23 protein-coding genes are annotated in these 24,199 nt (G+C 69.7%); 11 read left to right on the forward strand and 12 right to left on the reverse strand.

All coding sequences use genetic code 11. The features are described from left to right. Positions 1-433: 433 nt before the first annotated feature. Positions 434-673 (reverse strand): DUF3499 family protein, encoded by a 240-nt coding sequence (locus ACEN2M_RS13490; protein ID WP_441648651.1) that lies wholly within the window; start codon positions 671-673, stop codon positions 434-436. A gap of 44 nt (positions 674-717) precedes the next feature. On the opposite strand from ACEN2M_RS13490, the gene ACEN2M_RS13495 reads away from it, so the two are divergent. The 3 genes from ACEN2M_RS13495 (at position 718) to ACEN2M_RS13505 (ending at position 3,813) form a co-directional block, all read left to right on the forward strand. Further along, the gene (locus ACEN2M_RS13495; protein ID WP_441648652.1) at positions 718-1,164 is read left to right on the forward strand and encodes a metallopeptidase family protein; all 447 of its coding nucleotides are present in this window, start codon (positions 718-720) and stop codon (positions 1,162-1,164) included. A 197-nt stretch (positions 1,165-1,361) separates the two neighbouring features. Further along, a complete protein-coding gene (locus tag ACEN2M_RS13500; protein ID WP_441648653.1) occupies positions 1,362-2,042 on the forward strand; it encodes a hypothetical protein in 681 nt (226 codons plus the stop codon). A 184-nt stretch (positions 2,043-2,226) separates the two neighbouring features. Further along, a complete protein-coding gene (locus ACEN2M_RS13505) occupies positions 2,227-3,813 on the forward strand; it encodes a glycosyltransferase family 39 protein (RefSeq protein WP_441648654.1) in 1,587 nt (528 codons plus the stop codon). Here ACEN2M_RS13505 and ACEN2M_RS13510 read toward each other — a convergent pair. Continuing rightward, the gene (locus ACEN2M_RS13510; protein ID WP_441648655.1) at positions 3,801-5,204 is read right to left on the reverse strand and encodes a glycosyltransferase 87 family protein; all 1,404 of its coding nucleotides are present in this window, start codon (positions 5,202-5,204) and stop codon (positions 3,801-3,803) included. The genes ACEN2M_RS13505 and ACEN2M_RS13510 overlap by 13 nt on opposite strands. 109 nt (positions 5,205-5,313) lie before the next feature. On the opposite strand from ACEN2M_RS13510, the gene ACEN2M_RS13515 reads away from it, so the two are divergent. Together ACEN2M_RS13515 and ACEN2M_RS13520 are read left to right on the forward strand one after the other, a co-directional pair. Next, positions 5,314-6,594 (forward strand): molybdopterin-dependent oxidoreductase, encoded by a 1,281-nt coding sequence (locus tag ACEN2M_RS13515; RefSeq protein WP_441648656.1) that lies wholly within the window; start codon positions 5,314-5,316, stop codon positions 6,592-6,594. Continuing rightward, on the forward strand, positions 6,594-7,079 hold the full coding sequence (locus tag ACEN2M_RS13520; RefSeq protein ID WP_441648657.1) for a hypothetical protein: 486 nt from the start codon (positions 6,594-6,596) through the stop codon (positions 7,077-7,079). The genes ACEN2M_RS13515 and ACEN2M_RS13520 overlap by 1 nt, the downstream gene beginning before the upstream one ends. On the opposite strand, the gene ACEN2M_RS13525 is transcribed toward ACEN2M_RS13520, so the two are convergent. The 3 genes from ACEN2M_RS13525 to ACEN2M_RS13535 are packed head-to-tail and all read right to left on the reverse strand — an operon-like array spanning position 7,028 to position 8,993. Then, entirely contained in the window at positions 7,028-7,720 is a 693-nt protein-coding gene (locus tag ACEN2M_RS13525) for a class I SAM-dependent methyltransferase (RefSeq protein ID WP_441648658.1), read from the reverse strand. The genes ACEN2M_RS13520 and ACEN2M_RS13525 overlap by 52 nt on opposite strands. Then, positions 7,717-8,355, reverse strand: coding sequence for a TIGR04282 family arsenosugar biosynthesis glycosyltransferase (locus ACEN2M_RS13530; protein WP_441648659.1), 639 nt, complete (start codon positions 8,353-8,355; stop codon positions 7,717-7,719). Before ACEN2M_RS13530 ends, ACEN2M_RS13525 begins: the two co-directional genes overlap by 4 nt. Continuing rightward, complete coding sequence (locus ACEN2M_RS13535) at positions 8,352-8,993, reverse strand: glycosyltransferase family 2 protein (RefSeq protein ID WP_441648728.1); 642 nt, start codon at positions 8,991-8,993, stop codon at positions 8,352-8,354. The genes ACEN2M_RS13530 and ACEN2M_RS13535 overlap by 4 nt, the downstream gene beginning before the upstream one ends. Before the next feature lie 135 nt (positions 8,994-9,128). Here ACEN2M_RS13535 and ACEN2M_RS13540 point away from each other — a divergent pair, with 135 nt between their 5' ends. Together ACEN2M_RS13540 and ACEN2M_RS13545 are read left to right on the forward strand one after the other, a co-directional pair. Beyond that, on the forward strand, positions 9,129-9,890 hold the full coding sequence (locus tag ACEN2M_RS13540; protein WP_441648660.1) for a response regulator transcription factor: 762 nt from the start codon (positions 9,129-9,131) through the stop codon (positions 9,888-9,890). Then, entirely contained in the window at positions 9,887-11,038 is a 1,152-nt protein-coding gene (locus ACEN2M_RS13545; protein ID WP_441648661.1) for a sensor histidine kinase, read from the forward strand. Before ACEN2M_RS13540 ends, ACEN2M_RS13545 begins: the two co-directional genes overlap by 4 nt. A gap of 19 nt (positions 11,039-11,057) precedes the next feature. Here the strand turns inward: ACEN2M_RS13545 and ACEN2M_RS13550 are convergent, their stop codons facing one another. The 6 genes from ACEN2M_RS13550 to ACEN2M_RS13575 all read right to left on the reverse strand — a co-directional run bounded on the left by ACEN2M_RS13550 (position 11,058) and on the right by ACEN2M_RS13575 (position 18,453). Beyond that, positions 11,058-12,155, reverse strand: coding sequence for an NAD-dependent epimerase/dehydratase family protein (locus tag ACEN2M_RS13550; RefSeq protein WP_441648662.1), 1,098 nt, complete (start codon positions 12,153-12,155; stop codon positions 11,058-11,060). A gap of 40 nt (positions 12,156-12,195) precedes the next feature. Continuing rightward, positions 12,196-13,650, reverse strand: a complete 1,455-nt coding sequence (locus ACEN2M_RS13555; RefSeq protein ID WP_441648663.1) for a DUF5719 family protein — start codon at positions 13,648-13,650, stop codon at positions 12,196-12,198. Next, entirely contained in the window at positions 13,640-16,714 is a 3,075-nt protein-coding gene (locus ACEN2M_RS13560; protein WP_441648664.1) for a glycosyltransferase, read from the reverse strand. The genes ACEN2M_RS13555 and ACEN2M_RS13560 overlap by 11 nt, the downstream gene beginning before the upstream one ends. Positions 16,715-16,809: 95 nt before the next feature. Further along, positions 16,810-17,145, reverse strand: a complete 336-nt coding sequence (locus ACEN2M_RS13565; RefSeq protein ID WP_441648665.1) for a WhiB family transcriptional regulator — start codon at positions 17,143-17,145, stop codon at positions 16,810-16,812. Positions 17,146-17,293: 148 nt separating this feature from the next. Next, a complete protein-coding gene (gene galE, locus ACEN2M_RS13570; RefSeq protein WP_441648666.1) occupies positions 17,294-18,259 on the reverse strand; it encodes a UDP-glucose 4-epimerase GalE in 966 nt (321 codons plus the stop codon). Between the two features lie 50 nt (positions 18,260-18,309). Further along, on the reverse strand, positions 18,310-18,453 hold the full coding sequence (locus tag ACEN2M_RS13575) for a hypothetical protein (RefSeq protein WP_441648667.1): 144 nt from the start codon (positions 18,451-18,453) through the stop codon (positions 18,310-18,312). 91 nt (positions 18,454-18,544) lie between these two features. Here ACEN2M_RS13575 and ACEN2M_RS13580 point away from each other — a divergent pair, with 91 nt between their 5' ends. Continuing rightward, positions 18,545-19,606, forward strand: coding sequence for a GlxA family transcriptional regulator (locus ACEN2M_RS13580; protein WP_441648668.1), 1,062 nt, complete (start codon positions 18,545-18,547; stop codon positions 19,604-19,606). Here ACEN2M_RS13580 and manA read toward each other — a convergent pair. Continuing rightward, positions 19,534-20,817 (reverse strand): mannose-6-phosphate isomerase, class I, encoded by a 1,284-nt coding sequence (manA, locus tag ACEN2M_RS13585; protein WP_441648669.1) that lies wholly within the window; start codon positions 20,815-20,817, stop codon positions 19,534-19,536. The two genes, ACEN2M_RS13580 and manA, sit on opposite strands and share 73 nt — an antisense overlap. Positions 20,818-20,946: 129 nt before the next feature. Between manA and ACEN2M_RS13590 the strand changes: the two genes are divergently transcribed. The 3 genes from ACEN2M_RS13590 (at position 20,947) to ACEN2M_RS13600 (ending at position 24,126) form a co-directional block, all read left to right on the forward strand. After that, complete coding sequence (locus ACEN2M_RS13590) at positions 20,947-22,125, forward strand: acyl-CoA dehydrogenase family protein (RefSeq protein WP_441648670.1); 1,179 nt, start codon at positions 20,947-20,949, stop codon at positions 22,123-22,125. A gap of 65 nt (positions 22,126-22,190) precedes the next feature. Continuing rightward, positions 22,191-23,678 carry a phytoene desaturase family protein gene (locus ACEN2M_RS13595; protein ID WP_441648671.1) on the forward strand — a complete coding sequence of 496 codons (1,488 nt, stop codon included), beginning with the start codon at positions 22,191-22,193 and terminating at the stop codon, positions 23,676-23,678. A gap of 4 nt (positions 23,679-23,682) precedes the next feature. After that, entirely contained in the window at positions 23,683-24,126 is a 444-nt protein-coding gene (locus tag ACEN2M_RS13600; RefSeq protein WP_441648672.1) for an SRPBCC family protein, read from the forward strand. The last annotated feature ends 73 nt before the right edge of the window (positions 24,127-24,199 follow it).

Genomic DNA, 24,199 nt, shown 5'->3' on the forward strand with positions numbered 1-24,199 from the left:
AAACCACGAGGTTTTTGGCATTTGACATTGTGCACGCTGTTGAGTTCTCAAGGATCGGACGCACCCGACTTCAGGCCATGTGATTGGCTGTCGCTCCGGGGCAACTTGTCTAACTTAGCCTCCGCTCGAGTCCGTGTCAAATCGAGCAGGCGGCGTGTTGCGGGCAAACTTGTGCCTCACAACGCTGCAGCCGATCGAAAGAAGGATCGGGTGGAGAGCTGATTCCCTGCCGGAATCTTGCCCACGCATCAAAGATGCGAGGTGTTGATTCGGCTGGGAGTTGGTCCCGCTTGAGGCCAGAAGCGCTGCGGCTTTCTGAACCTGTGGGGTGACGAGAGATGACATTACGGGGATTCCGGGGACGCCGCAAATTGCTGCAAACACCCGGGCGTGTCGGGCCGGGGCGGCGCCGGCACCCGGTGCCGAAGGGTATTCAGGAGGACGTCGACGTGCTTCTGTCGGCATCATCGATGGAGGTGAGGCGATGCCGAATCAGCTGCCATCCCTGCGGCGGCGTGGTGAGGCGCGCGTGCCGGTCGCACAGGTCATAGGTGTGCGGCTCATGGGTGCCGGAGAGCGGTCCGAGAACCGCCATGGAATCGGCGTAGGAGAACGTCAGGGTGGCAACGGCATGGTCGCCGCAGGAGATTCGTGAGCACGGTCTGGCTGACATGGTGATTCAGGATACCGCCGATGCCCCGGAAGTAGACTGGGGGCATGCCTCGTTCACGCCGCGCAACAGTGCAGACATCGGCTTCTCGCGGCCGAGGCCGGGATCGTCATGGCCGCGGCATCCGCAGTTCTGCCACCGGGCCCTTTCTGCCCCCGCTGCGCACCCGGATCGACACCTTCGACATGACCATCGCGTCGACCGTCGACTACCTGCGGATGGTGTGGCCCGCCGAACTCGCCAACGTCAGCTTCGAGGTGGCGCCGGGTCCGATGAACGTCATCCCTGGCGTCGGTGTCGAACGCTATGCCGTGGATACCCGCGAACGCCGCATTGTTTTCTACCGGTTGCCCATCCAACGGCTGAGCAGGTTGCACCGCGACGACGAGTTCCACCAGCGCATGGTCATTGAGAGTTGCGTGTTCCGTGGTGTCGCCGAGTTGCTCGGCAAGGATCCCTGGGACCTCGCTCCCGATCGCTTCCGCCGCTTCTAGGGCCGCGCGCGGCACCCACGCACGTCACCGGTCTCGACAAGGTCGACCAGCGAGCCTCTCGAGACCCCACGAGCCGACCCCGCGGACGCGCCAGCGGACGAGTTTTGAGATCGACCAAACCTTTTTCCGGATGGGGCCGAACCACCTGCATACCAAGCACCACCCCGCAGGACTCCCCCACAGCAAAGGATCACATCATGCGCACCTTCACCAAGACCGCACTCGGACTCACTACCGCCGGCCTGCTCGTCGCCGGCCTCGCCGCCTGCTCCACGCCCGCCGCCGAGACCTCGACGTCGTCGTCCAGCTCCTCCAGCTCCTCCGCCGAGGCCACCCCCACCCCCGTCGCCTCGATCCCCAGCCTCACCGGCGTCGACACCGCCGTGCTCCTGGACGCCGACTTCGCCGCCGCCCTCACCAGCCTCGGCCTGACCCCCGGCACCGTCGGCACCGCCACCCTCGAAGAAGGCAGCCTGCACTTCCCGATCACCGGCGGCAACGTGGACTACTACGACCCCGCCGAGGACTACCGCCCCTACGTCCAGGGCAACATCGAACACGAAGGATCCGGCTTCTCCCTCACCGCCGGCGACACCGTCGTCGAACTGACCAACTTCACCATCGACCCCGGCACCAGCGAACTCTTCGGCGACGTCACCGCCAACGGCGAATCCGCCGCCACCCAGGTCAAGCTCTTCGACCTCTACGGCGGAACCCTCGAACCCCTCAAGATGGACGGCGACAACGCCATCCTCACCGGCACCACCGTGCACATCTCCGCCGACGCCGCCGCCCTCCTGAACACCACCTTCAACACCGACGCCGTCGCCGACCAGCTCCTCGTCGGCATCGCCACCATCACCGTCAACACCAAGTAACACCCGCAGCACCCACGAAAACGGCCGAGCATTGCTCGGCCGTTTTTCGTTGCGCCGACAGGAGTAAGGGGTTACCGACGATGTCCCCTCCGGGTAGATTCCCGGGAAGGTCGCCTACCCTCGACACGGGGTCGCTGCGACCACCGGCCGACACGACTGGGTACGAATGGGAGAACGCTCGACCATGACCACCCCCACCACAACACAACGCCGCGCTCCGGCACCGGTCGCCCGCCGCATCCCGGTGCGCCGGCCGGGGCTGGACGCACTGCTGGTCGGACTCTTCGGCACCGTGTTGGCACTGGCCTGGTCGTGGCAGCCGTCGGTCTGGTTCGACGAGGCGGCAACCGTGTCTGCCACCATGCGGAGCTGGCCCGAACTCGGCCGGATGCTTCTGAGCATCGATGCCGTGCACGGGCTGTACTACGCCGGGATGCATCTCTGGCTCGATCTTGTGGGCTACTCGCCGTTCTCGTTGAGGTTACCGAGCGCCGTCTTCGTCGGGGTCGCGGCCGCGCTCACGGTCATCCTGGTTCGCTCCAAGGCCGGCCGCGGCACCGCCGTTCTCGCTGGTATCGCCTTCTGCCTGTTGCCCCGGGTGACCTGGATGGGCACCGAAGGCCGGTCATACGCACTCACCGCGGCTCTCGCCGTGGCGCTGACCCTGATCTTCCTCACGGCCTGGCGCAACGGGCCGGCACCCCGGCGCGTCCGCGTGCTGTGGTGGGCGCTCTACTGCGTGGTCGCCGTGGCCTCCGCGCTCACATTCATCTACCTGGCCTTCCTGGTCGGCGCCCACGGACTCACCGCCCTCTGGACGACGTTGACCGGCCGTCGACGCGATCGGGCAGTTCGAGCCTCGTTCGTCGGCTGGCTGCTTTCGTCGGTTGCCGCTGCCGCACTGCTGGTTCCCTTCGCCCTCGGCGTGGTGGCCCAGTCCGGCCAGGTGAGTTGGATCGCCCCGATCAGCTGGGGCACCTGGAACGGCGTCGTCGTCACCCAGTGGTTCTACCTGAACCGGCCCTTCGCCGTCGCGGCGTGGGCGCTGGTGATCGCCGGCATCGTCACCCTGGTGCTCGCTGCCCGCCGGACCCGGGCCACGGGCCTCCCCGTGCCTCTGGGCCGGGCGCGTAACCCGTCATTGCTGGCGATCGCCCTGCCGTGGCTTGTGGTGCCCACGCTCGGGGTCGTTGTGGCGTCCGCTTTTGCAACGCCGCTCTACTCCCCCCGCTATCTCACATTCAGCGCGCCCGCCGTGGCCATCCTGATGGGGGTGGCCCTGAACGCACTGCGGCGCCGCTGGCTGATCGTCGTGGCGCTCGTGGCGCTCGTGGCCCTGGCCGCACCCCAGTTCGTGGCCCAACGACAGCCGGAGGCCAAGCAGAACTCGTCGTGGAGCGAGGTCGCCGACCTCATCGCCCGCGAGCGGGCAGCCCAGCCGACGGAATCCGCAGCCATCATCTACGGACCGGTGCGCCAGCATCCGGCCGCGACCACCCGGGTGATCGCCTATTCGTACCCCGAAGCATTCGACGGTCTGATCGACGTGAAACTGGAAACCCCGGCCGCCCAGACCGGGCAGCTCTGGGAGACCAGGTATCCGCTGGATGCCGTGACCGACCGGTTCGGCGGGGTCGACACCGTGTGGTTGGTGACCAGCGACAAACAGGACTGGCGCCCGAGCGTCACCGACAAACTCGCCGCCCTCGGTTACAGCCTCGACGACGAATGGGGCCTGACCGGAGTGAACATCCTGCGCTACGTGCGCTGATCATTTGTTCGCGGGCCGCTGATGCGAGTGAACGCGCCGCGCCACCGGCCGAGCGCGCCAGGCCCCGCCCGGCGCACTGACACGACCACGATCAGAACCAGGGCGACGGCGAGGGAGACCCTGCTGACCAAGAGCGAGGGCACCAGCAGGCGCAGGGTCAACGCGAGCGGGATCGCCAGCCATTCCCACCGGCCGCTGAGTGCGATGAACGGCAGGAGCAGCAGGGCGTACCAGGGGTACCTCGGGCTCAGCACCAGCAGGGTTCCGCCGATCATCACGAGCTGACCGAGCCACGGCCGCTCCGGGTCGGTTTTCCAGATCGTGACCACGGCCAGGCCGGCCAGCAGGATCGCCGCCACGACGATGGCTGCGCCGCCCGGCGCGATCAGGGAGACCAAGGCAAACCTGGATCCGTCCTCGTAGCCCTCCTCGGTGAGGTAACCGGGCAGGTAGCCGAGCACGCCGATGCCGGTGGCGAGGACATAGGGCACATAGAGCAGTGCGAAGGTCACGACCGCCGCGGCGATGACCTTCCAGCCCTGCCTGGCGAGCATGGCGGGCGCGGCGATCGCCGGGATCAACTTGACCCCGATGGCCACTCCGAGCAGTATGCCGCCGCGGACATATTTCGCGCTGCTGACCCAGAAGACCGCGGCGAGCATGAACGCCACCCCGAGCAGGTCGATGTGCGAGTTGGTGACGCCCTCGGTCGCCACCAGCGGGCACCAGGCCCAGATGGCGGCATGCCGTTGGTCGATTCCGCGACGGCGCATACCGACCAGCAGCATCCCGGTGACGCCGACGCTCAGCAGCAGGCCGGTGAACTGCAGTGGCCAGTAGCCGGCCTCCGCCCCGACCACGGCCCGAACGGCGGCAAAGTAGATTTCGGCGGCAGGCGGATAGATGGTGGGCACGGTGGTGCGGTTCAGCGCCGAGCACAGCGGCGGGCCGGCATCGCGGTCAACCGTCTCGATCCGCTCACCCACGCAGTCCGCGCCGGCCTCGCCGGCGACGGGTGCCGGGAACAGCCAGTCCGGCCGCAACTCATCGAGCCGTTCGTCGGCGGGCACGTAGGCGTACGGCGAGATGCCGGCATTCTGCACGATGCCGTCCCAGGCGTAGCGGGCCGAGTCTGTGCTCGTGTTCGGTGGGCCGGCCATCGCCGCGCCGCCGAGCACGACCGAGCCGGCGAGCACCAGAACCACGACGGCGCGGCCGCTGACCCGGCGCAGGGCGACCAGGGCGACGGCGAAGAGCAGCCAGAGGACGACGGTACCCACCAGGAGCGGCACGGTGTCGCGGTGCGGCCGGAACAGGTCGAACGCCGCCACAAGTGCCGCGGTCAGGGCGGCACTGACGAACAGGAGGATCGACACGACGGCAATACGCACCCTGCCATCCTCCCGGAACGATGGAGGAAGGCCCACCCGGTGTGCGGCCCGTCACGGAACCGTAATGATTGCGGGCCCCCCGGACGGGGACGCGGTGGTGGAATGGACTATGCGCCGATTGATGTACGAGGCCAGGGCCCAGCTCGCCTCTCCGGTGCGGAACCCGCGAATGGCCACCGTGATCGGCCGTCTGCTCGGCATCGCTTTCCTGCTCTGCTTCGGCACCGGCCTGTACAGCCATTTCCTGCAGCAGCCGTTGCCGTGGATGACGTTCCCCACCCGGCCGGCCGGGCTCTACCAGGTCACCCAGGGCACCCACATCGTGGCCGGGATCGCCTGCTTTCCGCTGTTGCTGGCGAAGCTCTACGTGGTGTTTCCGCAGCTGTTCCAGTACCCGCCGGTCAGATCCTTCGCCAATCTCCTCGAGCGGGCGTCGATCGCGCTCTTCGTCGGTGCCGCACTGGTCGAAATCACGATCGGCCTGCTCAACACGTACCAGTGGTACCCGTTCCCGTTTCCGTTCAAGCAGGTGCACTTCGCGCTGGCCTTCGTCATCATCGGCTCGCTGCTGGTGCACATCGGGGTGAAGCTCCCGCTCATCGCTGCGCACTGGCGAGCCACGCCGTCCGCCGGGCCGGAGGAACGACACCCCATTGACACCGTCGCCGACGCCAGAACGGTCGACCCGGCGGCCGTGCCCGCCGAAGCCGCCGGCGAGGGGCTGCCTCGCACCCGCGGCCTGACCGGCCGGGTGCTCTCCTACATCGACGCAACCCCGGCTGTGCCGGCCCGCACCAGCCGACGCGGGTTCCTCGCCACGGTGACACTCGCCGTCGCGGCCGTCGTGGGGCTGACCGCGGGGCAGACCTTCGCGCCGCTGGATGCCGTCAACATCTTCGGTCCGCGCAAGAAGGGCGTCGGCCAGCAGGGGGTGCCGGTCAACCGCACCTCAGCCCAGGCCAAGGTGGCCACGGCGGCCCTGTCGCCGGCCTGGGTGCTCACGGTGGCGGTCGGTGGCACCGAACTCTCGTTCACCAGGGCCGAGCTGACCGCCCTCCCCCAGACCGACGTAGACCTGCCCATCGCCTGCGTCGAGGGATGGAGCCAGATGGCATCCTGGCGGGGAGTGCGTCTGCGTGACCTCGTCGACGCGGCCGGGGGCTCCCCCGACGCCGACCTCAGGCTGATCAGCCTGGAACAGCGCGGCGGGTTCAAGCAGACCGAGATGGGCAATGAGTACGTGCGCGATCCGCTCACCCTCGTGGCCCTCGAGCTGAACGGCGAGACCCTCGACCTCGAGCACGGCTACCCGGCCCGCATGATCGCGCCCGGACGGCCCGGTGTTCTGCAGACCAAATGGCTCAGCCGGATCGAGGCGATCGACGCGTGATGACGACACCAGAGATGGCCCGACCGACCGGCCGGATGCGCGCGGCGCGACTCGTTCTCGTCGCCGTCGGCGTGCTCGGCCTCGGACTCGGCGCGTATGTGATGTTCGACACCGTGGCCCTGCGCCGGCTGCCTGGAGTTGTGCTGTGGCTGGGCGCGGCCATCGTGCTGCACGACGCGGTGATCTCCCCACTGGTGTTCGCGCTCGGGGTGCTCACCCGTCGTGCCGGGCACCGGGTGGCCGGCAGCATCATCGTGACGGTGCAGGCGGCGATCGTGGTGGGCTCGCTGATGACGCTCATCGTGCTGCCAGCGGTGGTGGCGCAGGGCCTCGAACCGAAGAACCCCACGATCCTCCCGCTGGACTACGCACTGAACCTGGGTCTGTTCTGGCTCACTCTCGCGGTGGCCAGCGTGGCGGTCTCGGCCTGGTTCTACCTGCGCACCAGGCGCGCGAACCAGCGTCCGTCGCGAACCCAGTCCTGAGCCACCCGCAGCCCGACTTCGGCGGCTCGAGCGGTGAGGGGCACGATGCCGATCTCCGCCCAAGGGAACACGTCGCTTCGCCGACCCTGAGCGTCTTCGAGAGTGCCCTCGAAGGCGTGATCACGATCGGGGTCTGAGCTCACCTCGACCACGAGCGAACCGTCTACGGCGAGCAGCTCGGCGCAGCGGGCGAGAAGCGCCCCGGCGTCACCGCCGATACCGATGTTGCCGTCGAGGAGCAGAGCCGTTCCCCATGCGCCCTCGAGCGGCATCGGAGCGAAGACCGACCGGTTGAATACCGCGAGACCGGCCGCTGTGGCGATGCGCACGGCGGTCGGCGACACATCCACCCCCGCGGCGGACAGCCCCAGGTCCATGGCCGCGCGCACCATCCGACCCGGACCGCAGCCGATGTCGAGCACGGGACCGATGGCCCCGGCCAGCAGGTCGAGGTCGGTGGCGTCGGCATCGGCGCTCCACCGACCGGCGTCCATGGCCGCCGAGGCGGGAAGATGCCCGGTGTCACGACGCAGGTACAGCACCGCGGACTCCTCCTGCAGGGCGGCAGCATACGGTTCAGTGCCACCGGCACCGAAGGTGCTGGCCTGATCGATGTCGGGGCGGCCGGAGAGCAGGGTCATCGTCGCACCTCGCTCAGCGCGGCGCCGAAGCCGGCCAGAGTGGCCGCGAACCGGCCGGTGGGGGCGAGCGCGGCCACCTGCAGAGCGTCCTCGATGTGGTCCACATCCGTGAGGGTCGGCAGCATCCGCACCCGAAGTCCCGCGGCGCGAAGCCGGGCGAGCTGGTGTGCGCCGGTGAAGCTCTCCGACATCGGCACCCCCCTGAGCAGGTCGCCATCTGGGTGCCGGAGCGCAAGTGCCCAGAAGCCGCCGTCGGCAGCGGGCCCGAACCAGGCGTCGACATCGTCGGGCCAGGCCTCGAACAACGGGGCGAGCACTGCCGCGGACACCTGGGGCGTGTCCATGCCGATCAGCACGGCAGGTTCGGTGCAGCCGTCGAAGATCGCGCCGAGGCGTTCGTCCAGCCCCCCGGTCACCTGGGGCACGATGTCGTATCCGGCCGCGGCGGCGGGGGCGACAACACCGTCGAATGCGAGCACCCGCCGGGTGGCGGGCAGCCCGGCGACGGCGGCCAAGGTGTCGTGCAGGCTGGCGGCAGCCAGTTCGGCGGCCTGTTCGAGGCTGAGCGGGGGATGCAGCCTCGTCTTCACCTTGCCGGGCAGACATTCCTTGGCGATCACGATCAGGGTGGTCATCGTCGGGCCTCCTTGAGGAGGCGCGACATGTCGGAGATGGCCGTGAGGGTGCCACGCACGGTGCCGGTCACCTTGCTCCGGCCGACCCGCGGCGCGTATGGTGTGTCGACCTCGCGGATGCGCCAACCACGCTCCGCGGCCTTCAGGAAGACCTCGAGGGGGTAGCCGCTGCGCCGGTCCTGCAGGTCGAGGGAGAGCAGGTCTTCCCTGCGCGCGGCCCGCATCGGGCCCAAATCGTAAATGTTCACACCTGTTGTTCGGCGCAGTCGCCAAGAAAGAGTGGAATTGGCTATCCGGGCGTGCACCGGCCACGATCCCGCGGTGGTCGGCCGACGTCGACCGAGCACCAAATCGGCGTCGCCGGCGGCAACCGGGTCCACGACGAGAGGCAGGTCCAGGGGGTCCATCGACGCATCGGCGTCGCAGAACGCCACGATGGGCGCCGTCGCCCGCAACAACCCGGCGTGAGCGGCCGCACCGAACCCGCGCCGCGCCTCATGGACCACCGTGGCCCCGGCAGTTTCCGCGATGCGCGCCGAGTCATCCGTCGAACCGTTGTCGACCACGATCGCCCGGTAGCCCTCCGGCAGCCGGCCCAGCAGCCACGGCAGTGCGGCCGCCTCGTTCAGGCACGGCATGACGACATCGACCCGGGTTTCGCTCACTCTTCGACCCTATGTTGGCTGACCCGCCGACACTCCGGCGAAAACGTTACGGAGTGGGGAAGGATCCGCCGCTGCCGGACTCGGCGGCGGAGCGCTTATCCTTCAAAGGTGAATCCAACGCCCACAACCGGGCCCCCCGACGCTCCCCGCCGCATCCTCGTCATCGACGACGACCCAACGGTCGCGGAGATCGTCTGCCGGTATCTGGTTGCCGCCGGCTTCGTCGTCGACCAGGCCCGGGACGGCCACAGCGGCCTTGCCCAAGCCGAGGCGCAACGGCCCGATCTTGTGGTGCTCGACCGGATGCTGCCCGTTCTGGACGGCATCGAGGTGTGCCGCCGGATCAAGGCCGCCTGGGCGATCCCGGTGATCATGCTCACCGCGCTCAACCAGGAGGAAGACCGCATCGACGGGCTGGAAGCCGGCGCTGACGACTACCTCGCAAAGCCGTTCTCGCCCCGAGAGCTGGTGCTCAGGGTGCAATCGGTGCTGCGCCGCACCGTGCCGGAACCCGCGCACGGCGAAGCCGTTGCGGCCGGCCCCTTTGCGCTGGACCTGGGGGCGCACGAGGTGCGGATGCACGGTGAGCCTCTCGTGCTGACGTCCCGGGAATTCGACTTGCTGGCGCACCTGATCGGCCATCCGCACCGGGCGTTGAGCCGGGAGGAGCTGCTCAAGTCGGTGTGGGGCTGGGACTTCGGCGACCTGTCCACGGTGACAGTGCACGTTCGGCGGCTGCGGGAGAAGATCGAGCGCGACCCGACCAACCCCCGACTGCTGAAGACAGTGTGGGGCGTCGGCTACAGGTTCGACCCCGAGCCGCTTGCCGCGGCCCAGCCCGGCGGCCACGAGACCGGAGCCCTGCGATGACCGTCACCGGGCTCGCCAGCGTGCTCGTGATCGCGCTCGCCTGCGCCGTCATCGTCGGCACGCTCGGCCTGATCAGCCTGCGCCTGCTGGCCGGCTATTCGCTGGTGCTGCAACTTGTGGTTGTGGCCCTGGCCACCATCGTGTCGGTGGTGAGCGGGATGGCCGCGGCCGCGTCGCTGATGTACGTCTCAGATCACGACCTCACGGTGTTCTACTTCGTCGCCGGGGTCGCGGGCAGCGTGTCGCTGCTCATGGCCGGCCTCCTCGGCCGGTGGATCGTGCGCGACAGCCGCCACCTCACCCTCGCGGCGGCGAGCCTGGGCCGGGGCGAGCCGATGGCGTCAGCCGAGCGGCACAGCAACACCGAGTTCGCCGCGCTGGCCGATCAGCTGGCCGCCACGGGCGAACGACTGCGGGAATCCCGGGACCGCGAGAGCCAGATCGAATCGTCCCGCCGAGAACTGGTCGCCTGGATCTCACACGACCTGCGCACCCCGCTGGCCGGCATCCGGGCCATGGCCGAGGCCCTGGAGGACGACATGGTGGAGGATCCCGTTCGGTACTACGGGCAGATCCGCGGCCAGGTGGACCTGTTGAACGGCATGGTCGACGACCTCTTCGAGCTGTCCCGGATCACCTCGGGCACGCTCAGGCTGAACCTCGCGCGGGTGGCCCTCTACGACCTGATCAGCGACACTGTGGCCGACCTCGGTCCCGTCGCCCGGTCGAAGACACTCGACCTGCGCTTCGAGGGCGCCATGGGGCTCACCATCCTCGCCGACCCGCGGGAGCTGGCCCGTGCGGTCGGCAACCTGGTGATGAACGCCGTGCAGCAGTCGGCTCCCGGCGGCGCCATCGTGGTATCGGTCACCGAACACGCCGACGGTCGCGCCGTCATCTCGGTGCAGGATTCCGCCGGCGGCATCGACCCGCAGGACCTCGGGAGGGTGTTCGAGCCGGGCTGGCGCGGCACCGAACCGCGCACACCGTCCACCGACGCCGCCGGCCGTGGTCGGGCCGGCCTGGGCCTGGCGATCGTCGACGGCATCGTCGCCGCACACCACGGCGAGGTCACCGTGCAGAACACCACGGGCGGATGCCGGTTCGACGTGCTGCTACCCACTCATCAGGAGCCCGTCGGCGCCTGAGGGCGCCCGCCCGCCGAGCTCAGACCACGGCCGCCCGCAGCGGGGCCGTGGCGAATTCGCGCATCCCCTCGTCGAAACTCACCGCCGGGGTCCAGCCGAGTTCGGTACGCAGCCGCTCCGACGATGCGGTGATGTGGCGCACGTCGCCAAGCCGGTATTCCCCGGTCACGACGGGGGCCGGGCCACCGGCTGCCGCGCTGAGGGCCTCGGCCATGTCACCGATGGTGTGCACGGTGCCGCTGCCGACGTTGAACGGACGGAAACAGCCGGCCGCGGCGTGGCCGGTCCAGTCGATGGCGGCGAGGTTGGCCGACGCGACGTCGCGCACGTGCACGAAGTCCCGGCGCTGACGGCCGTCCTCGAACACCGTGGGAGCCTCACCACGTTGCAGGGCCGACCGGAACAGGGAGGCGACGCCGGCGTACGGCGTGTTCTGCGGCATTCCCGGTCCATAGACGTTGTGGTAGCGCAGCGCGGCCGCCCGGCCGTTGGTGCTGCGGCTCCAGCTCGTTGCGAGGTACTCCTGGCCCAGCTTGCTGCTCGCGTAGACATTGCGGGGGTCCAGGGGGTCGTCTTCGCCGACGAGAGCCGGTTCCAGCGGCTCCCCGGTCTGGGCGTCGGTGGGGTCGAAGTTGCCGGCGTCGAGGTCCGCGGCCCGCCGCGGGCCCGGTCGGGCGAAACCCGTGGCGCTGCGGTAGCTGCCCTCGCCATAGACCACCATGGAGGAGGCCAGGACCAACCGGCTGATTCCGGCCGCGGCCATGCCGGCCAGCAGCACAGCGGTGCCGACCTCGTTGCTGTGCACATAGTCGGGGGCGTCGGAGAAGTCGACGCCCAGGCCCACCTTGGCGGCCTGATGGCAGACCACGTCGATGCCGCGCAGCGCATGCGCGACCACGCCGGGGTCGGTGACGTCGCCGACCACGAAGTGAACCCGGGGATCGAGTGTGGGCAGGCCGCCGTGCACATCGCGACGGAGCGAGTCGAGCACCCGCACCCGCCAGCCCCTGGCGAGGGCGGCCTCAACGATGGCGCCGCCGATGAATCCGGCACCGCCGGTCACGAGCAGATGGCTGCCGGCGGGTGCGCCGGCCGGTGTTGTGCTGGTCTGGGTCACGGCTTGATCCTCCAACGCTGGGTCAGGGCGGGCTAACGGGTCAGTGCGAGTAGACCGGGATGGCGGCGGCCAGCGGCCCGATCGGGCTGAGGGTGAACGAGGAGGTTTGGCCGTCGCCGGTGTAGCCGACAGAGGCCGCGATACCGTCTCCGCCGCTGACCAGGTATTGTCCGGATGCACTGAGCGGCACCACGGCGGACTGGCCGGCGGCGATGCTCACCTCGATGGGCGCACCGAGCTCCGAAGTCAGGGTCAGATCGGTGTCGGACCCCGACGTGTTGGCCAGGTGCAGAGCCGGTGCGGGGCCCTCGGCGACGCTGACCAGGAATTCGCCGGATTGGGGCGCGGCGGCCGCGACCCACGCGAAGTCGGGGGAAACGGTTCCGGTCGTCGTGGTGACAGCCGCGGCCACCAGTGGCTGATCGGAGTTGAGCTTGACGGTGTAGTTGCCGGCGGCGACGCCGGTCAGCGGGATCTCGGTGGCGATGCCGGCCTGCAACTCGATCTCGAGGGAGGTGCCGGTGGAGGCGCCGTCCTCGCTCTGCACGCCGACACTGACGGTGGCGGCGGTGTCGCCGGGTACCAGCACTCGCACCGACGGGGTGTCTTCGGACACAGCGCCGACATCGACCGACGCCTCGGTGCCGCCGGCAGTGACGACGACGCCGGGGATGGTCTGCGCGGTCGACGGACTCGTGGTGGGCCCGCTGAGCTCGACCCCGCCGGGCTGGATGCCCCGGATCAGGCTCTGCTGCAGGCTGGCGGCGACCTGCCCGCCGGTGGCAGTGACGTGCACGACCGGTGAGCGCAGGTTGGGGGCGAGCCCGGCGAGGGACACGATGCGCTGGCTGCCCGGCTGCACGAGGATGCCGGTGGACCCGGGGGCGTCAACCTGGCCGGCTTCGCCGTAGACGGCGAGGTCGACCGACGCCACGACGGTCGTGGGGTTGCTCAGCAGCACCAGGCTGGTGCGGCCCACGTCCGTCGACCCGCTCACCAGCCACGAGTCGCTGGACGCCTCGGTGCATGCTGCGGCGGCGAATCCGCCCAGGGTTTCACTGGTCGCGGTCTGCGATTGGGAGCCAGAGACCAGGGGTGCGGCGGTGGAGCCGGCTTCCACCGGCACACTCAGCAGGCCGGGGGCGCCATCCCTGGCCGCTTGGCTGTTGTCGGCGGCGGCGAGATCGGTGCGGTCGACGGGCAGGTCACTCGAGTCGGCCCCGGCGCTCCGTGCCGCGTACACGGCCGTGTACGGGCCGACGGAGGTGGCCTCATCAGCCTGGGTGGAGTCTTCGGCGAGGGCGAGGAGCGGGCCCGGGCAGACACGCAGCTGATCGCTGGCGATCGGTGTCACCAACGTCGACGGCGCCTCGCGCACAACGGACGGCCACGGGATGATCGCGGCGCCGCCGACGGCGAGCGTCACAACGGCGATTCCGACCAACCCGGCGGCGTACCTGGCGCCGACGACGGCGACTCTGCGCTTAGTTGTCATGGTCTGTGTCCTCAGTGCGGTCAGCGTCTGCCGGTGTCGGGTCGGGTGTTCGCTCCGGTTCGGCAGCGGTCTCCCCCGCCGGCGAGGCCGGTCCGGCCGCAGCGGTCCCCGTTCCCTTCGCTCGCCTGCCGGCCGGTCGCTTGCCCCGCTTGGGCCGCGCCGGTCGCGAGGGGCGGGCCACGCGGGTGGGCTTGACCGGTTTGCTCAGCCTGGAGGCTCGCCGGATCGCGTCGCGGTGGGCCTGCCGCACGGCCTCGCGGCCGGCACCGGTCGGCACCGACAGCAGGACCGTCGCACCGATCACGAGCACGGCGATGATTCCGGTCACCAGGCCGAAGACGCCGCCGGCGTCTGCGGGGATCTGACCGTTGACGGCGGCATCCGTCGGAGCCTCTGATCGCCACAGGCGACCGAAGGCCGTGTCGCCGACGGGAGCCAGGGCGGCGTTACCGTCGAGCGATGTCGTGGTGCGGGTGGTCGTGTCCGAGGCCGCCTGGCTGAGGGTGGCGTCGTCGCCCCACTCGGTTGGCGTCGTGGCTGCGGGCCGAAGCAACACGAAACGGATGCCGAATTCAGCCAGGTCGGCCGAGGCGTCCAACCCGCTCTGTGAGGCCAGGTTGCCCGCCAGGGTGGCCAGCTCGGTCTGCTCGGTGCTGAGGCTGGTTGCCGTGCTGTTCAGCGTGGACTGGACGTCCAGGCGCACTCCGGCGCCCCGCACGATGGTGGCGAGGATTGAGCCGTCGGGTTGGGGCGTGATCTGCAGGGTGCCGACCCTGTCGTCAACGGCGGCTTCGGCGGTCACGAAGGCGGGCTGGGTGCGCCCAGCGCCCTCCTCGACCACCGAGGTGCCCAGTGGGATCGCGGCGGCCAGCGGCAGGGCGACGACGGCCATGGCCACGGCCGTGACCACGAGCGGCGCGAGGGCCACCTTGTGCAGGCCGCGGGCGGCGAAGACGACGGCACCGACGAGGCCGAGCCAGTACAGGCTGAGCCCGGCACCGGGCCAGATGCCCACGGCTTGCGCGCCCAGGGCGGCTACCGACAGGGACGCGGCGAGGATCGCCGTGCCGAGTCCGAGCACGGCGGTGAGCAGCGCGAGCGCCGCGCCGCGGGCGCCGGGTAGCAGCAGCGCCATCAGGGCCAGCACCGCGATCGGGATCAGCAGCAGCGGCACCAGGTAGTCGGCCACGGCCGCGTCGCCGCCCCAGGCCGGCAGCAGCTGGGTCCAGCCGCCGAAGTCGCCGGCCGGGAACCCGAGGATGAACTGCCAGGTCGGCACGGCCGCCGTGGGAATCGGAACGCCGGGGTCGGCCAGCAGCGCGAGCCAGTTGCCGCGGACGGCCTGGTTCCAGAGCAGCGGGATCGCCAGGGCGAGAGCCGGCAGGGGGATGCCGACGAAACGCATCACGCTCCGCCCGCTGACGAGCACACACAGCAGCCAGCCCAGCAGCAGTGCGGGCGCGAGGGACGGAGCGCAGGCCACGATCGCGGCGAACAGGAGCGCGGCCGATCCGGATGCCGACCAGGACCGTGCGGCGGCGAAGCCGGCGAAGAACAACCAGGGCAGCAGCAGGTGCACGATGATCGCGGCGGGTCGCCCGGCCGCGATCGCGGTGAGGAAGGTGGGTGAGAGTGCCCAGAGCACGGCGGCCACGGCGCGGATCGAGCCGCGGTGGGTCAGCCGGGTGGCGGCCATCCAGGCGCCGATCGCGGCGAGCGGGAGCGCCAGCAGATACAGCAGCACCATGGCGAACGAGGGCGACCAGAAGGTCAGGGTGCCCAGCACGGCCAGCACGACCGCGAACGGATCGGCGGCCCCGGTGAAGCCCAGGCCGATGTCGCGCCAGCCGTAGCCGACGTTGGCCCAGAGGTCGCCGACCGTCGCGGAGAGCGGCAGCAACCCGCCGCCGGTGAGCGATTGGGCGCCGAGCAGCGGCGCCAGGATGGCGACGCCGACGACCGCCGCGGTAAGCAGGGTCCAGGCACCGCCGCCGGCGAAGAAGCGGATCTCCGGCCGGTCGCCCCTGGCCCCGGTCAGGGCCGCCTCCCTCGTGAGGGCGTGCCGTCGGCGCACTTCGGCGGCGGACACCCGGAGGGAGGCTATCGAGGTCCAGCCCAGGGTGCGGGTCGCGGCCAGCCGGCGTCGGGCAGCGCTGACCCGACCGCCCTGGAACGCGGCGGCGAACGCGGCCGAGAATTCGCCCAGGATCGCGCCGGGTTCCTTGCGCAGCAGGTCGCCGATGGCGCGGAGGAAGGCGAGCGGGATCAGCGAGATCCAGTGCACGGGCAGCGCCCACGCCGGGGCGTAGACCAGTCGTCGGTGCAGTTGGGCCGAGCGTTCGGCGCGCACCCGGCGGCGGCTGGCGCGGCCACGCGACGAACCGTCCGGGCCGGCCACGCCGTCTCCGGCCGAGCTGACCCTGGCCGCGGCGACCACGGAGACGCGGTAGCCCGCGAGGCGCACCCGCACACAGAAATCGAGGGAGTCATCAACGATGGGCAGCGCGGGGTCGAAACCACCGAGCAGTTCCCAGACGCTGTGGCGCACGAGCATGCCGCCGGCGCTGACGGCCAGGACGTCGCTGAGACCGTCATGCTGTTCTTGGTCGAGTTCGCTCTCGACCAGGGTGACGGTGGCCCCGTATGGGGTCATCGACTGACCGAAATCGTGGATGTACTCGTCGGCGACCCACTCCATGACCTTGGGTCCGGCGACCGCCACGGACTGGGCGATCTCCAACTCGCCGACCAGGCTTTCGAGGGCGCCGGGCTCCGGCGCGCTGTCCTGCGCGAGGAGCCAGAGCAGTTCGTGGTCACCGGCCGGTGGGCTCATCACCCGGGTGGCCGCGTTGATGGCGGCGCCGAACGAGAGGGCGGCATCCGCTGAAATCAGGTGCGTGGGGCCGAACGCCGCCAACAGCTCCGAGGTGGTGTCACTCGACCCGCAGTCGACCGCGATGACGGTGTCCGGCTGACGGGTCTGCGCTCGGAGGGCCTCGAGAGTTCGCTCGAGGTGCGAGGCGCCGTTACGGGCGACGATGATGGCGGTGACTCTGGCTTGCATATCGAAGACAGCCTAGGTCGGATAACGGCGAAGATGGTTCAACCGGTCAGGCGCGCCCTGGATTCGGGCGGTCGACCGCGATCGGTGGACCTGGCTCAGCCCGCGCGCTTGCGGAGTTTGCGACGCTCGCGTTCGGACAGTCCGCCCCAGATTCCGAAGCGTTCATCGTTGGCGAGAGCGTACTGCAGGCACTGGGGGCGCACCTCGCACGAGCCGCAGATCTTCTTGGCGTCCCTGGTCGAGCCGCCCTTTTCCGGGAAGAAGGCTTCGGGGTCGGTCTGCGCGCACAGCGAGTCCGTCTGCCAGGCGAGCGGATTGTCGTCGGCGCCCTCTACGGTGGACGGTTCCTTGCGAACGCCGGGCACGCCGAGGCGTACGGGATCGACGAACCAGTCCTCAGGTACCCCAGAACGATATTCGGACAACGTCATATCGCCTCCACCCATCAGCTCATGCACGTTTTCGCGCTAGAACTAATTACACCGGTGTAGTTCGGTTCCGTCAAGTCACGGATCGTAAACCCTCAATGCGGGCTAGAGGGTTCAGACTCGCCCACTCTGCCCGAATCGTGTCGTTAAGTCAGTCGCCGGATGCCTGCCGGGATTCCCAGGCGCTCCGCACCATGTCCTCTAGGCTGTGCCTCATCTTCCAGTCCAGGTCACGCGCGGCCATTTCGCCCGAGGCCACGATGCGGTCGGGGTCACCGGTGCGGCGCGGACCGATGTCCGGGGTGAAGTCGATGCCGGTCACGGCGGCGACTGTGCTCATGATCTCGCCGACCGACACGCCCTCACCGGAGCCGAGGTTGTAGACCGGAGCGATCTGGAGCCCGGCGTCCAGGCGGCGCGCGGCGGCGACGTGCGAGATGGCCAGGTCGGCGACGTGGATGTAGTCGCGCACGCAGGTGCCGTCTGCGGTCTTGTAGTCGTTGCCGTTGATGCGCGGCGTGCGTCCCTCGATCAGGGCCTCGAACACCATCGGGAACAGGTTGTGCGGGCTCGTGTCGCGAAGCTCGCGGGCGCCGGAACCGACGACGTTGAAGTAGCGCAGGGAGGTGTGCGCCAGGCCCGCGGCGACGGCCTGGTCGCGCAGCAGCCACTCGCCGATCAGCTTCGACTCGCCGTACGGCGACTCCGGGCTCTTCGCCGTCTCCTCGGTGACCAGGTCGGTGAACGGCGTGCCGTAGACGGCGGCGCTCGACGAGAAGACGATCCGGCCGACGCCGGCCTCGGCCATGGCGGCGAGCAGCAGGGCGGTGGCCGTGACGTTCTGCTCGTAGGTGTGCAGCGGACGGGTGACCGAGACACCCGCGTACTTGAACCCGGCAACGTGCACGACGCCGCTGATCTCGTGGTCGGCGAAGGTCTTGGTGAGCAGCGCGGTGTCGAGCAGGGTGCCTTCGATGAACGGAACCCCGGCCGGAACGAAGTCGGCGTGGCCGCTGGACAGGTCGTCGAGCACGACGACGTCGATGCCCTCGGCCAGGAACGCGCGGACGACGTGAGAGCCGATGTAGCCGGCCCCTCCGGTAACTAGCCAAGCCATGTGGTGCCCTGCGCTCTCCGGGCAGCCGTGTGCCGCCGTTTCACTCCACACTATCGTCCGCGTGGGAACGGCTCGGGATGCCGGTTACGCCGCGCCAGGTCGGCTTGGCCGAACCCGTCGGAACGAAGCGCCGTCAGGCTCGCCACCACGGCCCAGATCGTCAGGACCACCAGCACACTCAGAAACAGGATCATGGCACTAAAGATAGGTCTTGTGATTTCCTGCCACGAGTGGCAGAGTTGCCGTTTACCCGCACATTCCTGCCAACCCTGCCGGAGGACCCGCATGCTTCGCAAAATCGTCTGTGTCGCCATCCCTGGCATGGCCCCGTTCGAGTTCGGGGTGATCTGCGAGGTGTTCGGCATCGACAGGTCGGCGCACGGTGGGCCGGTCTTCGATTTCCATGTGGTCACGGCCGTGCCGGGGGCGCTGCGCACCAAGCTGGGCTTCGACATCGTGGTGCACGATGACCTCTCCGCCGCGGCGGACGCCGACCTGATCGCGATCCCCGCCTATGAGGCCGGCAGCGAGATCCACCCCGACGTGCTGCGGGTCGTGCGAGAGGCCGAGGCGCGGGGCGCCTGGGTGCTCAGCGTCTGCAGCGGCGCGTTCATCCTCGCCGCCGCCGGCATCCTGGACGGCCGGCGCAGCACCACCCACTGGATGTACGCCGATGCCCTCGCCGAGGCCTACCCGAACACCACCGTTGACCCCGATGTGCTCTTCGTCGACGATGACCACGTGGTCACCGGCGCAGGCACCGCCGCCGGCATCGACGCGGCCCTGCACGTGGTGCGCCGGGAGCTCGGCGTGGCTGCCGCGAATGTGATCGCCAGGCGCATGGTGGTGCCGCCGCAGCGCGACGGCGGCCAGTCCCAGTTCATCCAGGCGCCCATTCCCGAACGGCAGAGCGGCTCATTCGCCGAGATCACCGACTGGATGCTGCGGAGCCTGGACCAGGATCTCACCGTGGATCAGCTCGCCAGGCGGGCACTGATGTCGCCGCGCACGTTCGCGCGCCGGTTCAGGGCCGAACTGGGCACCACGCCGACGGCCTGGCTCAACCGGCAGCGCCTGATGCTGGCCCAGCAGTTGCTCGAGGAGACCGATGCGACCCTGGACCTGATCGCGGTGCAGACCGGGTTCGGCGCCGCCGCGGTGATGCGGCACCATTTCGTGCGCAGCCTGCAGACCACGCCCACGGCCTACCGGCGCACCTTCGGGCGCCGCCGGCCGGTGCCGGCCTCAGGGGACGGCGCGTTCGGCGACCCCGACTACGGCGTGGTGGCCAGGAAGACCTCGCCGGAGCCGGCGAACGTGAGCGTCGCCTCGTCCGGCGTGATGTAGACGGACTCGCCCCTGGCCAGCGAGATCGACGATCCCGCACCGGCGACCAGGAAGCGGCCGGCCGTGCAGATGGCGATACCGGGGCCCGTGAGGGTCACCTGCCGCATCGGCACCCCGGCTTGACCGGATTCGGCGGCGGACGCATCCGCCGACACCTCGATGTGCGCCAGCTCGAAGTCGGGCACGTTCGGCCTGTAGACGGCAACCCCGTCGGCCTGCAGTTCGGGCGCCAGGTACGGCACCGGCAGCGGCGCGAAGTCGAGCACGTCGAGCAGCTCGTCGACGTCGATGTGCTTGGGGCTGAGCCCCCCGCGCAGCACGTTGTCCGACGCGGCCATCACCTCGACGCCCAGACCGGAGAGGTAGGCGTGGATGTTGCCGGCCGGCAGGAAGAGCACCTCGCCGCGCTTCAGCGAGACCAGGTTGGTCAACAGGGAGATGACGATGCCCGGATCGCCCGGGTACGCGGCCGAGAGTGCCCGCACGGTGTCGAGCTCGGCGGCGAAGCTCACCCTGGCGCCGCCCTCGATGAGGAACGCCGCCCGCTCGGCGAGAGCCACGACTCGTTCGACCAGCCAGGACACCTCGCCGGTGTCGCCGCCGCGACCGTCGCGCAACAGCCACTCGACGACGTCTCGGATCGCGTCGTCGCCGATCAGGCGGTTCTCCAGTCCGAGCAGGGCGGCGGGCTGCGGGTCGTCCATGGTGGCGTCGAGGGCGCGCAGCTCGGCGAGGATGGACCGGATCTGGCGGGGGTCTCGGAACCCGCAGAGCGCCTGGAAGGTCTCGCTGAGCGCGAAGATGATCTCCGGCTTGTGGAACTGGTCGCGGTAGTTGCGGCCAGCGGCGTCGACGGGGATGCCCGCGGCGTTCTCGAGCGCGTAGCCGGCCGCGGCGCGAGCCGGCGACGGGTGCGCCTGGAGCGAGAGCGGGCCGTGGGCGGCGAGGATCTTCATCAGGAAGGGCAGCCGTGCCTCCGCGGCGAGTCCGGCGCCGAGCGCGTTCGTCGGGTCCCGGTCGATCCATTCGGCGAGGTTCGCGGCGCCGCCGGTGCGGGCGGGATCGACGATCACCGACGGGGAGCCGTGGTGCGCGCCGAGCCACAGCTCTGCTTCGGGGCCGCCCGATGCCTGACGGCCGAGCAGATCGGCGATCGCGGTCGGCGAGCCCCAGGCGTAATCGCGCGGGGTGTTGCTGATGCCCACAAACATGGTTGGCTCCTGAACCTCGTGGTTTAGACCAAACTACCAACTGCCTTCGTCGCGTCGGCGCGCCGTCCTAGGCTGAAAGTCCCGGTGGGCGCGCTCGCGCGACCGCACATCATCGCGCAAAGGAGCCAGATGACCTTCGAACCGCTCGGCAGTGATTTCTTCGGATACGAGAATCTTCTCGACGACCAGGAGAAGACCGCCCTGTCGCGCATCCGCTCCTACCTCGAGTCCGATGTGCGGCCCGTCGTGAACGGATGCTGGGAGCGGGCCGAGTTCCCGTCCGAGATCATCAAGCCACTGGGTGCCCTCGGCGCGTACTCCTTCGGCTGGGAAGAGACCAGGCCGTTTACCAACTCGGCGGTCTTCCGCGGCTTCGTGGCGCTGGAGCTGGCCAGGGTGGACGCATCCGTCGCGACCTTCGTGGGCGTGCAGAACGGCCTCGTCGCCGGGTCGATCGCCGCCTGCGGGTCGGTCGCGCAGCGGGCAACCTGGCTGCCGCGGCTGGCCAGCGGTGAGATCGTCGGCGCCTTCGCCCTCACCGAGCCGCTGAGCGGCTCCGACTCCGCCCAGGGGCTGCGGACCACTGCCACCCTCGACGGCGACACCTGGGTGCTCAACGGGCAGAAGCGCTGGATCGGCAACGCCACCTTCTCCGACATCACCATCGTGTGGGCCAAGGACACCGCCGACGGCGCCGTCAAGGGCTTCATCGTGCCGACCGACACCGCTGGATACACGGCCACGAAGATCGAGGGCAAGATCAGCCTGCGTTCGGTGCAGAACGCCGACATCACCCTGGAGAACGTGCGGGTGCCCGAACACAACCGGCTGCAGGCCGCGAACTCGTTCCGCGACACCGCGCGCGTGCTGCGGTTCACCAGGGCCGAGGTGTCCTGGGCCGCCGTGGGCCTGGCAATCGGCGCCTACGAGGCCGCGGTGGCCTACGCCGCCGAGCGGGTGCAGTTCGGCAAGCCGATCGGCGGCCACCAGCTGGTGCAGGACCTGCTCGTGAAGAGCCTGGGCAACATCACCGCCAGCCTGGGCATGGTGGTGCGGGTCTCCCAGATGCTCGACGACGGCACCCAGCGTGACGAGCATTCAGCGTTGGCAAAGTCGTACACGACGTCGCGGATGCGGGAGACGGTGTCGTGGTGCCGGGAACTGTTCGGCGGAAACGGCATCGTGCTCGACTACGACATCGCCCGCTTCTTCTCCGACGCCGAGGCGATCTACTCCTATGAGGGCACCCAGGAGATGAACACCCTCATCGTGGGACGCAGCATCACCGGCTTGGCCGCTTTCGTGTAGACCTCGTCGATGTCGGTGTCGTGGGCCAGACTTGGCTCACGACATCAACGAGCGGAGAGTGACTGATGACCGTGCCAAGACGAGGGGCGCCGGAGGTCGACGCGATCGTGGTCGGGTCCGGACCCAACGGGCTCGCCGCCGCCGTGACGCTGGCCAGGGCGGGACTCTCGGTGCGCGTGTACGAGAAGTCGGCCAGCGTCGGTGGCGGCGCCGCCACGGCGGAACTGACCCTGCCGGGCTTTCGTCACGATGTCTGCTCCGCCGTGCATCCGCTCGCCCTGGCGTCGGAGTTCTTTCAACGGTTCGGGCTCGCGGACCGGATCGGCCTGGTCGTTCCCGAGGTCTCCTACGGTCATCCGCTGCCCGGTGGGCGGGCGGGGCTGGCGTACCACAGCCTGGCCCGCACCGTCGAGGAGCTGGGCCGGGACGGTGCGGCCTGGAACCGGTTGTTCGCTCCCCTGGTCGCTCATCCCGACCGGGTCGCGGAGTTCACCGGCAATTCGCTCCTGCGGGTGCCACGGCATCCGGTGACCGCGTTGCGTTTCGGGCTGCGAGCCCTCGAGCAGGGCAGCCCGCTCTGGGACCTGCGATTCTCGGGCGATGCCGCGCCCGCCCTGCTCACCGGTGTCGGCGCCCACACGATCAGAGCGCTGCCGAGCATCGCGACCGCCGGCGCGGGCCTGACCCTCGCCACCTATGCGCACGCGGGTGGCTGGCCGATCCCGGTCGGCGGCAGCGGCGCGATCGTGACGGCCCTGGTCGATGACCTGCTCGCGTACGGCGGTGAGATCGTCACCTCAACCGAGGTGCAGAGGCTCAGCGACCTGCCGCCGGCCCGAGTGGTGCTGCTGGACCTCACGCCGCGGGCCCTGCTGCGGCTCGCCGAGGGAGAGCTGCCCGCCGCCTACGCTCGACGGCTGCGTGCCTTCAGGTACGGCAACGGCGTCGCCAAGGTCGACTTCGCCCTGTCAGACCCGGTGCCCTGGCAGGCCGCAGGGCTCAGGGCCGCCGGCACCGTGCACGTGGGCGGCACCCGCGCGCAGATCCGGCGCGCCGAGAACACCGTGGCCCGTGGCCGGCACGCCGAGGAGCCCTACGTGCTCGTGTCCCAGCCCAGCGGCATCGACCCGAGTCGCGCACCCGCGGGCCGGCACACGCTCTGGGCCTACACCCACGTGCCACGCGGCTCGACGGTCGACCAGACCGCTGCGATCACCCGCCAGATCGAGCGGTACGCACCTGGCTTCAGCGACACCATTCTGGCCAGCGCCAGCCGAACCGCCACCGACGTGGAACAGCACAATCCCAATTACATCGGCGGCGACATCTCGGCCGGCGAGGTGAGCCTGACCCAGCTGGTGCGGCGGCCGGTGATCTCGCCAGACCCGTGGCGCACACCGCTGGCCGGGGTGTACCTATGCTCGTCATCCACCCCGCCCGGCCCCGGCGTGCACGGACTTGCCGGCTGGCACGCCGCCCTGAGCGCGCTTCGCCACGACCTCGGGGTGCGCACCGCCCCCGACCTCTCCCCCGATCGCTCGACTGAAAGGTGACACCGTGGCCGTGAACCACAGGTACATGGACTGCTCCCCCGAAAGCGTCTTCGCGGTTCTCGCGGACGGCTGGCTGTACCCGAGCTGGGTCGTCGGCGCCTCCCGCATCAGAGAAGTCGACCCCGCCTGGCCCGCCGCCGGCACCGCCATCCATCATTCGGTGGGCGTCTGGCCTGCCCTCATCGACGACACCACCTCAGTTCTGGAATGGGACCCGCCGCGGCACGCACTGCTCAAGGCACGCGGCTGGCCGATCGGCGAGGCCCACGTGGCCGTGGATGTGAAGGAGCGGGGCGACGGATGCGTCGTGCGCATCACCGAGGACGCCACCGCCGGCCCCGGCCGGTTCATTCCGGTGTTCCTGCGCGACTCGGCCATCACAGCGCGCAACACGGAGACGTTGCGGCGACTCGCGTTTCTGGCCGAGGGCGGTGCTGGCTACAACTAGGCGGTCGTATACAACTTCGAAATTGTCTTGCGCAATCCCGACATTTTCTCACATTTTTGTTCGATTCGTGAGA

The sequence above is a fragment of the Cryobacterium sp. W22_MBD10_FK3 genome, from assembly GCF_052113745.1.
Taxonomy (GTDB): domain Bacteria; phylum Actinomycetota; class Actinomycetes; order Actinomycetales; family Microbacteriaceae; genus Cryobacterium.

Bases quoted from the DNA above. Each gene is read 5' to 3' on its own strand.
- ACEN2M_RS13495 (WP_441648652.1), top strand. From the start codon at position 718: ATGCCTCGTTCACGCCGCGCAACAGTGCAGACATCGGCTTCTCGCGGC.
- ACEN2M_RS13590 (WP_441648670.1), top strand. From the start codon at position 20,947: ATGACCTTCGAACCGCTCGGCAGTGATTTCTTCGGATACGAGAATCTT.
- ACEN2M_RS13530 (WP_441648659.1), bottom strand. From the start codon at position 8,355: ATGACCACCCTGATCGTGATCGCCAAGGAATGTCTGCCCGGCAAGGTG.
- ACEN2M_RS13525 (WP_441648658.1), bottom strand. From the start codon at position 7,720: ATGACCCTGCTCTCCGGCCGCCCCGACATCGATCAGGCCAGCACCTTC.
- ACEN2M_RS13555 (WP_441648663.1), bottom strand. From the start codon at position 13,650: ATGACAACTAAGCGCAGAGTCGCCGTCGTCGGCGCCAGGTACGCCGCC.
- ACEN2M_RS13535 (WP_441648728.1), bottom strand. From the start codon at position 8,993: ATGCCGTGCCTGAACGAGGCGGCCGCACTGCCGTGGCTGCTGGGCCGG.
- ACEN2M_RS13545 (WP_441648661.1), top strand. From the start codon at position 9,887: ATGACCGTCACCGGGCTCGCCAGCGTGCTCGTGATCGCGCTCGCCTGC.
- ACEN2M_RS13505 (WP_441648654.1), top strand. From the start codon at position 2,227: ATGACCACCCCCACCACAACACAACGCCGCGCTCCGGCACCGGTCGCC.
- ACEN2M_RS13515 (WP_441648656.1), top strand. From the start codon at position 5,314: ATGCGCCGATTGATGTACGAGGCCAGGGCCCAGCTCGCCTCTCCGGTG.
- galE (WP_441648666.1), bottom strand. From the start codon at position 18,259: ATGGCTTGGCTAGTTACCGGAGGGGCCGGCTACATCGGCTCTCACGTC.
- manA (WP_441648669.1), bottom strand. From the start codon at position 20,817: ATGTTTGTGGGCATCAGCAACACCCCGCGCGATTACGCCTGGGGCTCG.
- ACEN2M_RS13580 (WP_441648668.1), top strand. From the start codon at position 18,545: ATGCTTCGCAAAATCGTCTGTGTCGCCATCCCTGGCATGGCCCCGTTC.
- ACEN2M_RS13520 (WP_441648657.1), top strand. From the start codon at position 6,594: ATGACGACACCAGAGATGGCCCGACCGACCGGCCGGATGCGCGCGGCG.
- ACEN2M_RS13560 (WP_441648664.1), bottom strand. From the start codon at position 16,714: ATGCAAGCCAGAGTCACCGCCATCATCGTCGCCCGTAACGGCGCCTCG.
- ACEN2M_RS13575 (WP_441648667.1), bottom strand. From the start codon at position 18,453: ATGATCCTGTTTCTGAGTGTGCTGGTGGTCCTGACGATCTGGGCCGTG.
- ACEN2M_RS13565 (WP_441648665.1), bottom strand. From the start codon at position 17,145: ATGACGTTGTCCGAATATCGTTCTGGGGTACCTGAGGACTGGTTCGTC.
- ACEN2M_RS13490 (WP_441648651.1), bottom strand. From the start codon at position 673: ATGTCAGCCAGACCGTGCTCACGAATCTCCTGCGGCGACCATGCCGTT.
- ACEN2M_RS13595 (WP_441648671.1), top strand. From the start codon at position 22,191: ATGACCGTGCCAAGACGAGGGGCGCCGGAGGTCGACGCGATCGTGGTC.
- ACEN2M_RS13500 (WP_441648653.1), top strand. From the start codon at position 1,362: ATGCGCACCTTCACCAAGACCGCACTCGGACTCACTACCGCCGGCCTG.